Source organism: Bacillus sp. EB106-06-01-XG163, assembly GCF_058791615.1.
In genome coordinates, this window is the sequence record NZ_JBYTDS010000023.1 from 1 (window position 1) to 12,156 (window position 12,156).

Below are 12,156 nucleotides of genomic sequence, written 5' to 3' on the forward strand. Positions count from 1 at the left end.
TCGCGGGCGGACGGCGGAAGAGTGAGCTTCGCGAGCACTTCTCCGCTTCCGGCATAGACGGCGTCAAGCGCCTGATGCGACGGTCCGTAGGTGATGCCGAGGCTGTCGAACGCTTCATAGCACTCAGCCTTTGACAAGTGACGGCCGCCGCAGCGCGCCTGAACCGCTTCTACATCGAGAACAGGAGCACGCTCCGTCTCTTCGAGCACGGCCTTTCCCTGGAAAAAGACAAGCGGCTCTTCTCCTTCGGCATACGCTTCAAAAGCGATGTCTCCGTTTTCTTCCGGCTGAAGCTTTACATGAAGCGTCACTCCTTCAGAAAGCGCCGTCACCGGACGGAGCCAAACGATCTGTTTGAGCCTTACACCCGTTTTCCCGCCCGGCAAGTCTTCGGCGGCAAATGTAACGGCGGCCCGGGCCATTTCTAAAGCAGCCGCGCCCGGAAGCACCGGTTTTCCATTGACGATGTGATCGGCAAAAAACGGTTCATGTCCTGAAAAAACAGAAGTAAAACGCTGGGCGGTAAAGGTCGATGTATTCGCGTGGAGCAGCGGGTGAAGTCTGGCTGCTTTCTCACTTTTCGCTGAGCCTGTTTTGTCAAGTGACACATCAGCTTTTGTGACCCAATATCGGTCTTTGGCAAAAGGGTAGGCCGGGAGACTGATGCGGCCCGGGTTGCACTGATAAAGAGCTGACCAATCGACGTCAAGTCCTTTAACCCAAAGGTCAAGCAGCTTTCCGTATTTCCCTTTTCTCAGCCAGGCATTTATGGTAAGCGCCATATCTTCATCAGAAGTGAGCGAAGCCGCCAATGAATGATGTTTGGCTGTCCTGCCCCGCCAGATATGAGCATGTTCGATATTATGATCGTTTGAGAAACTCATAAGCTTCATTTTCAGTTCTTCTATCGACTCGGCCGTAAATGCAAGCCGCTCAGCCATCGGTTCTCTTCCCGCCTGAAGCGTGTAAGCGATCTTGGCCAAATCCCCGTCAGAACGTTTTTTTCTTATGACATCATCCAGAAGCTGGCGGGCGCGCTCTGATAATTGCTGCTCATTTCGCGCTGATAAAATGATAACAGCCGGTTTTTGCGGAGAAACAGACGCGTTTTCCATTGGTTTCAGGCTGTCAGACGGCACATATTCCTGAATGATGACATGTGCGTTTGAACCTCCTGCTCCAAACGAGGAAATGCCGGCAATTCTCGGATATTCCTTCATTTTACCCGTGATATTCAAGACAGGTCGTTTCCATTCCGTTTCTTTTTGCTGTACGAAAAACGGAGTGTGCTCAAACTCAATATTCGGATTCAATTCCGCCGCATGCAATGAAGGGGCAATCCTCTTATGTTTCAATTGCAGAAGCAGTTTGGTGATCCCCGCAATCCCGGCAGCGCTTTCTAAATGTCCGATATTTGATTTAATGGAACCGATGGAACAAAACTGCCGGTCTTCTGTTGTCAGGCGAAAAGCTTTCGTTAACCCGTCGATTTCAATCGGATCACCGAGCGCAGTGCCCGTTCCGTGGGCTTCCAAGTAACTGACCGTTCTCGGGTGAATGTCTGTCCGTTTCAACGTCTCTGCGATCAGATCAAACTGCGCTTTCGGATTTGGCACCATATAAGCGTTTGTCCTGCCTGCTGCGTTCAGCATGCTTCCTTTGATAACGCCGTAAATATGATCGCCGTCTTTCTCCGCTTGAGCAAGCGGCTTTAACACAATCGCCCCTACTCCTTCACCGTCAACAAAACCGTCCGCACTGTCTCCGAAAGATTTGCATTTATCACCGGGAGACAGCATTGAAAAAGCGGACAGCCGCTCATAGTGGGCCGGATCAACGATAAGATTGACTCCGCCGGCAATCGCTGTTTCACTCATTCCGCTCCGCAGGCTTTCTGCGGCGAGATGGACAGCTGTTAAAGAAGAAGAGCAGGCTGTATCCACAGCCATACTCGGCCCTTGGAAATTGAACAAAAACGATACTCTGTTTGCGATAGACCAGTCGCTGGGAACTGTCGGGTAATTGCTGTTCATCACACCGACAAAGACTCCGATTTTCCGGCTGTCACAAAGCGTGGCCGGGGTGTACCCCGCATCTTCAATGCTTGAATAAGCAGTCTGCAGAAACAACCTTTCCTGCGGATCCATCCTTTCAGCTTCCGCGGGAGATATACGGAAAAACAGCGGATCAAATTTATCAATGTCATCGAGAAAACCGCCCCATTTTGAATAAATGGACCCCCATTTTCCGCGTTCCTCGTTATAAAACGTTTTCCAGTCCCAGCGATCTTTCGGCACTTCAGTAATAGAATGCCTGCCGGCTTTTACATTTTCCCACAGCTCATCAACGTGATCGGCGCCCGGATACCGGCCTGACAGACCGATGACAGCGATATCCTGGATATAGGGATCTCCGTTCGTCCTGCTGCCTTCCTCGTTTTGAGGAATCTTGTTTTGTTTTACATTCAGATTATCTGTGTGATCAGACAGCTGCTCTTCACGCACACCCATCGCTTTCATAAATGCTTCCGGCTGAGAAAGAAGCAGGTAATCCGCGATTTCTTCTATCGTCTGATATTCAAAAAAGAGGGTGCTGGTCATTTGGTCAAACACGTTACGAAAGGCATTTGTGAGCCTGACGACCAGAATAGAATCCAAACCGTATGCGGTTAAGGAAACCGACTGATCCATTCTCCCGCTCGGAATCTTCAGCGTTTTTCCTATTAATTCCGTCAGATATGCGATGCCCCGTTCTCTTACGTTTGGAATCGGCGCGGCGCTTTCTGCGGGAGCCTGCACCCGTCCGGCGTTTTCGGGATGAGCCCGTCCATTCCCGAATTGCCGCTCGAGCGCTTCTTTACGGGAAGACAGAAAGTAATCAGCAAGCTCATCAATGGTTTGATATTCAAAAAATAAAGTGCTGCTGACAGAACCGAAGACGTCTTTTAACGCGTTGGTCAGTCTGACGACCAGTATGGAATCCAATCCGTATGCGGTTAAAGGTTCATGGGATAAAAGACGATGCGCCGGCACTTTAAGCGCTTCACCGATGACCTTCTTCAACAGTTCAACGCTTTTTTCTCTCAGGCTGACATGCAAAGTATCATCCGAAAGACCATCTGCGTCATACGGACGGCGCTCCGGCTTCTCTTCTGACGCCTGCGGGAGGGCAAGCCTGACCGTTCCGTCACTTTCAGCCGCTATAATCTGCTGGCCTAAGTCGTGTGCGGCTTCAGCTGGAAACAGAGGATGGACGAACCCTTCAAGCGAAAGCGCTTCCGCCCAGCCGGCCGGCTCAACCCCCGGACAGCCCGGAATCCGTAAATCATGATCCTCATACAGCCACCAGCCTTCAAGAAGGCCGAACGTCACATGGTTGAATATGGTGCGGCTGTTGATCTCATTTAAAAACAGCTGGCCGTTTTTTTGCAGCATTGCTTTCGCATGGCGCAGCGTAGAGCGGATATTTTTTGTCGCATGAAGCACATTGGTCGCGATCACTGCGTCATACGTGCCGATGTCCGGCGCTTCTGTTGATACCGGCTGCTCAGCGTTGAATATTTTATAAGTGACATAAGGATATTCCGGACCGAATATGTCTTCTGCATGTAAAAGAAATGCTTTAGAAATATCCGTGAAACAATATTCGGCAATATGCGCTTCATACGGTTTCAATTTTCTCATGACCGCGGCGCTCGTCCCGCCCGTTCCGGCTCCGATTTCTAAAATGCGGATTTTCGCCTGCGGGTCTTTTTCCAGACGTTCCTTAAAAACTGCAATCAATGTGTCAGCAAGCTTGTCATTGAAAAAATCAGAAATGATATTATTGCGGTAAATGCCTTCCACAAGACGGAAGGAGGAGTCAGGGAACATCACTTCCGTTGCCGGAAGCTTTCCGGTTAAAATGTCTGGAAGCACACGCAATGTCTCTTCTGCCAATCTGACATGCGCCCTCATGTCTTTCTGGCGCAGCCAAGTCTCTTTTTTCCGCTCCCATTCCTCCCACACCTGCCCTAGATCCGTTTTTTCCGGAGTAAGCGCTAATTTATTCAGGAGGACAAAGCTCTCTTTCAGCCATCTGCTGTATTGTTCCGTTATGCCGGCAGCCGATTGAAATAACGGCAAAGCCTGACCAAGCCCGGCTCCCATCTCATAAAGGGTTGATACAAGCATTTTTTCAATAAGGGACTCCATCTCTCTCATGCAGCTCATGACACTTGATGCTTTTAACCGCTCAGCTTCGTCATTCTGCGTGATGTTAACCGTTAATTGTCCGAGTGCGGAAGGAATCTTTTCCGGATAAACCGTTACTTGTTCTTTCAGATCGTCTTTCATAAAAACCGGATCTGTCGTTTTGATCAGCGCCAGCTGGTCATGAGGTCCGGAAAGCAGGGTTTCCAGCGTTTTCATCGCTTCGGGCGCCTCAATAGAAGCGATTCCGTCCCGCTCCATCCGTTTCCGGTATTGTTCTGAAGCGACAACGCCGACACTTCCCCAAAAGCCCCAATTGACAACTTTTACGGCATACGGCGCTTTCTGTGAGATCCGCTTAGCAAAAGCGTCTTTAAACGTGCACCCGGCGGCATAATTGCTCTGTCCCGGCGCTTTTTGAAACGACATCATCGAAGAGAAAAACAGCAAGAAATCCAGGGGTTCCCCTTCAGCTACCCGGGCAATCTGCAAGCTCACATCAGTTTTTGCAGAAAGTGAAGCGCGGAACTGATCCTCTTCCATATTGGCAAAACTTCGGTCTGATAACACGATGGCGGAATGAATGATTCCGCGGACCTTTCCATTTTCCTTCACAATGGTGTCATACGCCCGTTTGAGAGAGTCATAATCCGCAGCATCTGCGCTGAAATATTGCGGTGCGGGACCTAAAGCCGCAAGTCTTTTCAGCTTTCTTTCAATCTGTGTATCTTTTTTCCGTCTCCCGATCCAGATAATTTTCGCCTGATAGGTCTGAATCATATATTCAGTCCATACTTCTCCTATTCCGCCTGCTCCGCCGATAATCACATAAACCCCGCCGTGCCGGTATAATGAAGGCTCATCTGCATGAGGCTGGCAGACGGCCAATTGCTGGCGGTGCCACTGACCTGCACGAAAGACCCACGGATTTCCCTCGGGGTCCGCCGGTAAAGAGAAGACATCGGGAAGATGCCGGTCTCCCCTTTGAGATTCCAAATCAAGAAGCCGGATGCTCCAATTGCTGTATTCTTTTGCGAGCGACCCCGCTAATCCGTGTATGCTTGCATGACTCGGATTGACCTCATCATGTTCATGAATCGGCTGTGCTTGAAACGTGCAGATTGTCAATGATAGTTGTTCCGTGTCAAAATTCAGAAGCAGAAGCGCTTTTACCAGCCGGAAAAGCTGCATGACCCCGTGCTCCTGTCCCTCGGCCGTATCCGCATCATAAACGGATGGAATGGGATGATCCGGCGCCGCCCATATCATGTGTTGAAAAGAGCCTTGCGCTTTCAATGTTTCAGCCATTTGTTCCGCGCTGTCCAAAGAAGTGATGTCCGGAAAACGGACATCGGAATACATCTCTTTCAAAGCCTGCTGAAAATTCGGCCCGGCCCCGATGACGATTATTTTTTCTTCACGCATGAAAGACATGCCGGTTTCCGGAATGGTGACGGTGTTCCAAATCGGTGTCATAAGCAATTCCGTTTCACGGCTTTTCTTCGGCGTGACGCCGGCTTTTTGGTTAAACCCGGCGCTTTCCTGCACCTCTTTTATGATAAAATCTTTCACTGCCGCCAACAGCACGCCGCGCTCATCACAAATATGCAGATCAAATTGGTGAACGGAGGCCGCTTTTACCTCTGCATGCACAAATACGGTTTTCGCTAACGGTTCAAGCAGCTGTATTTCTCCGAAGGAAAACGGTACAATAAGCGCAGGCTCTTTTTGAAATTGCAGCACATGCGCCATTGCAGTTTGAACAGCGCCATCCATTAAGGACGGATGTAGGATGTACTGTTTAAAATCGGCTTCCAAGTGTGACGGGAGCGTTAATTTGGCCAGTGCTTTCCTTTCTGTATAAGAGAATTCGCGGATGACCTGAAAACTGTCCTTTTGCACGATTCCCGCCTCAGAGAACGAGTGATAGATGTCTTCCGGCTCCGTTCTCTGCGCAAATGGCGCCGGGAGCTGAAAGGCCGGGGCCTCAAAAGACGCCCCTTTTTCTTTACAAATCACTTCTCCTTGCGAAAAGAGGGCGCCGTCTGCTCCTTTTTCTTGAATGACATAGCTTATACGCTCTTTTTCTGCTTCAAACTCTATCATGACAGATCTTGGGTCTGTCCCTGTCACAATCGGCTCCATGTACCACACACTTTGAAGAGAGACGACCGGGCGTTCTCCCCACAATCCCGCGCCGTATGCCGCCATTTCCAGATGACAGACTCCGGGAAGCACATATTTTCCGTTCACTAAATGATCTTTAAAGAAATATTCATCCTTGGAAAATATCTTTTGAAACGTCCCTTTCCGGGCGGATGAAACATTCTCATCAAGCAGAGGATGCAGCGCTTCACGCCTTTTGGTGTTTTGTGGCTTTTTTGTATACCGCTTTTTTTGATCGGTCAGCCAGGACGTTTCCTTTAAGAACGGATACGTAGGAAGCGGAACTTTCTGATACGGCGTTTCCGGCTTTTTGCAACCTTGAAGGCCTTTCACCCACAGCGCGGCAAATTTCTCAGGATCTGAAACGGATTGGCCTGAAACATCCGGCCGCCCGGGTGACGCTTTTCCGAAGTACATTTGCCTGCCGTCGCTGTGACCGCTTACAAATCCGTCCAATCGCTGTTTCAGCTCAGAAAGGGATGATGCAATGACAGCAAGCCGGAAGGAGAAAGGCTCTCTGCCTGACAATAAGGTGGCAGCGATATTTTCCAGACTGTATCCGCCGGCAGAAGGCAGGTTTTCCAATCGGGCGAGAAAAGAGCTTAATTTCCCGGCATATTCTTTCAGCTGCTGTTCGGAATGTGCGCTTAATACGACGGCATGCGGTTTTTGCTCAGTATTCCCGTCCGCTTGCCGTTTTGGCTGATAAGCACCTACGATCAGATGGGCATTAGAGCCTCCTGCGCCGAATGAACTGATTGCGGCGATTCTCGGTTTATCTCCTTCAGCCGGCCACGGCCGGTTGTTTCGGACGACATAAAATGGCGAATCAGAAAAAGAAATCTTGCGGTTCAGTTCCTCGGAGTGCAGACTGGCGGGAAGCGTTTCATGTTTCATGCTTAAAAGCACCTTGATTAAACCGGCGATCCCTGCAGCCGCTTCCAAATGTCCGATATTGGATTTCACCGAGCCGATTCCGCAGTAGTTTTTCTCATCGGTCTGTTTATCAAATGCCATAGACAGGCCGCGTATCTCAATCGGATCGCCGAGTGCCGTGCCGGTTCCGTGAGCTTCAATGTAGCTGATATCCGCCGGACTTACCGCGGCTCTGTTTAGAGCGGATAAAATCAGGTCCCGGTGCGCTTCCGGATTCGGCACCGTATACCCGGTCGTTTTGCCGCCGTGATTAGTGGCGGACCCCTTAATGACACCGTAGATGTGGTCGTTGTCCGCAATCGCTTTTTTCAATGGTTTTAACAAAACGGCTCCCGCACCTTCACCGGGCACGTAACCGTCTCCGCCTTCACCGAAACTGCGGCATTTTCCTTCAGAAGACAGAAAATGCGATTGGCTTAAAAACATGTATTTTTGCGGATGTAAGCTGAGGTTGACGCCTCCGGCCAGCGCCATTTCACAGTCGCCCGACATAATGGCCTGACAAGCCTGATGGACGGCGACAAGCGATGAAGAACACGCCGTATCAACAGCGATGCTCGGGCCATGGAGATCAAGGAAATAAGAAACCCGGTTCGGAATGCCCCAATATAAGGAGCCGGGGCCTTTGTACTGATCTTTGAGGAAACCTTCTTCGTGTGCAATTAATGAATATTCATTCCAGGTCACTCCGGCGAATACACCGATTTGATCCGTCGGCCTGGCCGCCGGATTCCCGTAACCGGCATCCTCCATCGCTTCCCAGCAGCACGTGACATACAATTTTTGCTGAGGATCCATTAAATCAGCTTCCCACGGGGAAACAGAAAAAAACAGCGGGTCAAATTGATCCGGATGATCAATAAAACCTCCCCATTTACTGTATGACGCGTATTCTGCCGTTTTCTCTTCCGAGTAATAAGAGCTGTCCCATCTATCCTCTGGGATTTCAGTGACACAATCTTTATTTTCCATTAAATTGTTCCAAAAATCATGCTGGTTTTCCGCTTTCGGAAACATCCCGCTCATTCCGATAACCGCAATATCAGAGCTCCCGTCCGTTTCCTGTACAGGCACCTTTTCAGCCGCCTGTACGGGAAGCAATTCTTCTTCCTGCCGGCTTCCCGTATCAGGCTCCGTTTCTTTGAATTCAAGAACGCTTTCGGGATTTCGTTTCTGCGCACTTAAAAACTCACTCAATTTCTCAACGTTCGGATATTCAAACAGCAGCGTTTCAGAAAGGCCGGTAAATTCTTTATGCAATATGGTCATGATTTCTTCACTGATGAGAGACGTCACGCCAAGAGTAAAAAAAGCGGTTTTATCTTCCGCTTCGGTCACCTCGGCACCCAGCTTTTGCGCTATTACCGTTCTTAAAAATTCGTTAATACATTTCATGAGGATACCATCCCTTGTACAAAAGAATTTTTCTGTGCTTTAACAAGTTAATCCGCCGTCTATGGCCATTGTCTGTCCGGTCATAAAGGACGATTCAGGAGAAAGCAGGAAACGAACGAGTCCGGTCATATCGTCTGTTTCGCCTAAACGTCCCATCGGCGTCCTTCTGATAATCTGCGATTTTTGTTTTTCCGGCATATTTTTCGTCATATCGGTGTCCACAAAACCGGGCGCAAGTGAATTGACACGGATTCCTTTAGACCCGAGCTCCCTGGCCAGGCTTCGCGTCAAGCCGTCAAGAGCCGCTTTGGATGCGCTGTAGACTGAAGTGCCTTTAAATCCTCTTGAGCCGATAATGGAGCTTATGTTAACGATTGATCCGGAATTTTGTTTCAGCATGACCCGGGAAACGTTTCGGGTCAGCTTGATGACTGAACCGATATTCAGATTGAGGATGCGGTCAATGTCTTCATCATTGGTCAGGGGCAGCAGCTGATCAAGGTTCAAACCGGCGTTATTGACCAAGCCGTCTATTCTGGAAAACTTGCGGTATACTTGAAGAACAAACTGTTTCATGGCGGCATCATCCGCCGCATCCGCCGCTTCCCAATAAAAGCGGCCGCGGTACTTTTCACTCTCTCTCAATGTGTTAATAAAATCAGATTCACTGCGGCTGAAAGCGGCTACTTTGTAATCCTCATCCAAAAGCGTCTGTACAATCGCTTTTCCCAGCCCCCGGCTTCCTCCGCTGACGACCGCTACTTTTCCGTTATTCATATTTGCCTCCTGTTTTACACGTTTCTTATTTTTTTAAATCGGTCATTAGACAGTTTCCGATCTGTAACAGAGATGATCTGCGGTATCTGATATGGCTGCAGCTTTTGTTTGCAATGAGCTACGGCCCGCTTTCTGAAAGATTTGATATCTTCCTCTTTTTCAAGCACGGCCTCCGCCGCAACAATCTCGCCCGTAATCGGATTTTTTCTGCCCGTTATGAGAACATCCCGGACATTCGGTATCTCCAGAAAGACGCTTTCCACCTCTGCCGGAAACACTTTCTCTCCGCCCACATTAATGATTTCACTCTTTCTTCCAAGGATTCTTATATATTCGCCGTCTGTTTCCACCTGGTCACCGGTGTCATACCAGCCGTCTTCATCGAAAGGTGACGGTGCGTTTAAATAGCCGAGCATCGCGGACTCAGAACGGACCCAAAGCGTGCCTCCGGTAATTTTGGTCTCTGTTCCGGCACCGCCCACTTTCATCCAAGTGGATTGGCTGTCTTTTGATTTCGTTGAGAATATACCCAGTTCAGTTAATCCGTATGTTTGTTTCAGCCGTACATCCGGAAACAGCCGGTGAATGCCGCGCAGCGTTGATTGGGGCATCGGTTCTGTGCCGTAAGTGATCAGCCGGAGTGAAGAGAGGTTATAGCCGGCATCCGCCTTGGACATCAGCAGCATGTTTAAAAAGGTCGGGGTGGCGGGGAGCACTTGGACAGCATGCTTGTCGACCGCCTGATAAACGGACTCCGGCGTTCTGCTGTCTGATGTGACGATGGTTCCCCCGTTAAACAGAATCGCAAACAGCGTATTAATGCCGCCGATATGATCCAATTTCAGAAAAATGAGCGTACGCAGCGGTTTTCTCTTCGCTGTTTTATATTTTTCAAGCAGCCGGCCGGCGCTTAACACGGATGCTTTGCTTTTGCCGGAAGTTCCCGATGTGAAAATAATAATGCCTGACTCCCCTCTCTCGCGCAGGTCATCAAACAGAGGGTGAGAGGCGCTTTCAGAACCTCCACGAAGCGTCCAGCTGTCATTTTCATTTATTTCAATGATTTGATTCACTTTCGCGTCTTCAAACATATCGAGATGCTTTTCCCTTGATTGATTGCTGAGAGGGACAACGATATTTCGGTTTAACAAAAGCGCCATCAGCAAAAAAATAGCGTTCGGGGAATAATCCCCGATAAGCGCCACACATTCTCCTTCACGTATTCCGTTTTGTTCAAGTTCTTTCTGAAAAAAGCTAATTCGTGCCAGCAAATCATCATACGTAAAAGTCTGCCCTTTAAAAATGAGAAACTCACTGTCTTGCGTTTCCCTAAGCTTATCAGTCACCCAGCTGATATCTCCCCCGCTTTCTGTTTTCATGATTGAGCACTGTCCATATATTTTTGATAAATATCACAAATGCTGCCGACGGTTGTAATGCTGGAAATCGTTTCTCCTTGGGAAAAAGGATCTACTCCGGTTTCCATCTCCATCTGTGCGACTAATTGAGCGATATCCAGTGATGAGAAGCCCAGATCCTCTATGACTCTCACATCATCTCCCGCTTCGACGGCCCGATATGACTGCTGTTCTTGAATGTCCTGAATGATTTGAGCGATGATCTGCTTCATTTCCTTGGTTTGTTCCATTTGCTTTCAGCTCCATTCTTCATTTTATAGACTTCTGATGACCCGCTTATAATCCGGAATATGATCTTGTGAAGAGGTCGGCACCGCCAGCAGCTTGTCCACCTTGGAAATGGCCAGCAATGTATGATTTCTTTTCATATAGACTTCAATCTGATAGCTGATTTTCGCCACTGAGATCATACCGAGGGACTCACCGTGAAAGTCGGGATCGCATTCTTCAATGTGTCCCGTCATATAAATATCAAGCTCTTCATCTGCAAAACAATTTCCGTAATAATACGTCTCTCTTTCAAGCAAAAATAAATGCCGCGCGATTGAAACCGGAAAACCCGGCTTCGACCGGCGCGTCATCCATTCAAATTCCGCCGCATCCATTATCTTGCTGAATTTCGCAAACACCATGGCATGCCCGGGCGCAGCATCCTGATCAATAGGAACCCGATATGAAACGGGGTCTGCTGTTTTGAGATTGCCCGGCTTCATACCGAAGGCGTCCGTTCTTATTTTCTTTGACCGCATCAGCGCGTAAGGCGGCTTGGCTAGCTTAGAAAGTTCCGCAATGCATTCAGCCTTAGGCGCTGAGACTTTGCGCGTCGAACCTTCTGTTTGTGTGACGTCGACGACAATTAAACTATTGGCTTTCATAGAAGGAAACCGTCCCCGGTCCCACTCGCTTTTATCAGAGCTGACCGCTCCTTTCGGCCCGAACAAATAATCAGATTCTAATATGGTTTCTCCAAACCGGGAGATATCGACTCCGACGGAAACCTCGTCCCATAATCGGTACTGATCAAGAGGCTGATCTGAAGGAACTTTGAGATGTGTCATAAAATAAGCCGGATACAAAATCAGCCCTTGGTGATCGGCCATCTGATCAGGCCGGAATCCTGTTCCGTCCGTTAAATGGTGACTGTGTGCGTTGCCGAATAACAGCAGCAGCGCGTACTCATTCAAATTCCCTAACCCGACATGGCTCATCGTTAATTCATGATTTTCAATCAGCATGGTCTGTCCTCCGCAGAAAAAATGTAATGTCTGGTCATA

At 49.0% G+C, this 12,156-nt stretch carries 5 protein-coding genes; all 5 read right to left on the reverse strand.

Features of this window, described 5'->3' with window-relative positions; all coding sequences use genetic code 11:
• Positions 1-8,687: SDR family NAD(P)-dependent oxidoreductase (locus tag AC3WTF_RS18815; protein WP_492314334.1), on the reverse strand; the 8,687-nt coding region annotated here is incomplete at its 3' end.
• 39 nt (positions 8,688-8,726) lie between these two features.
• Positions 8,727-9,464, reverse strand: a complete 738-nt coding sequence (locus AC3WTF_RS18820; RefSeq protein ID WP_007408405.1) for an SDR family oxidoreductase — start codon at positions 9,462-9,464, stop codon at positions 8,727-8,729.
• A gap of 14 nt (positions 9,465-9,478) precedes the next feature.
• Positions 9,479-10,843, reverse strand: coding sequence for a long-chain fatty acid--CoA ligase (locus AC3WTF_RS18825; RefSeq protein ID WP_043020814.1), 1,365 nt, complete (start codon positions 10,841-10,843; stop codon positions 9,479-9,481).
• Complete coding sequence (locus tag AC3WTF_RS18830; RefSeq protein ID WP_003153264.1) at positions 10,840-11,112, reverse strand: acyl carrier protein; 273 nt, start codon at positions 11,110-11,112, stop codon at positions 10,840-10,842. The genes AC3WTF_RS18825 and AC3WTF_RS18830 overlap by 4 nt, the downstream gene beginning before the upstream one ends.
• Positions 11,113-11,136: 24 nt before the next feature.
• A complete protein-coding gene (locus AC3WTF_RS18835; RefSeq protein WP_042635336.1) occupies positions 11,137-12,117 on the reverse strand; it encodes an LnmK family bifunctional acyltransferase/decarboxylase in 981 nt (326 codons plus the stop codon).
• Between the last annotated feature and the right edge of the window lie 39 nt (positions 12,118-12,156).

What these genes read in the sequence shown, in the direction of transcription:
- AC3WTF_RS18820 (WP_007408405.1), bottom strand. Translation starts at nt 9,464, where the DNA reads ATGAATAACGGAAAAGTAGCGGTCGTCAGCGGAGGAAGCCGGGGGCTG.
- AC3WTF_RS18825 (WP_043020814.1), bottom strand. Translation starts at nt 10,843, where the DNA reads ATGAAAACAGAAAGCGGGGGAGATATCAGCTGGGTGACTGATAAGCTT.
- AC3WTF_RS18830 (WP_003153264.1), bottom strand. Translation starts at nt 11,112, where the DNA reads ATGGAACAAACCAAGGAAATGAAGCAGATCATCGCTCAAATCATTCAG.
- AC3WTF_RS18835 (WP_042635336.1), bottom strand. Translation starts at nt 12,117, where the DNA reads ATGCTGATTGAAAATCATGAATTAACGATGAGCCATGTCGGGTTAGGG.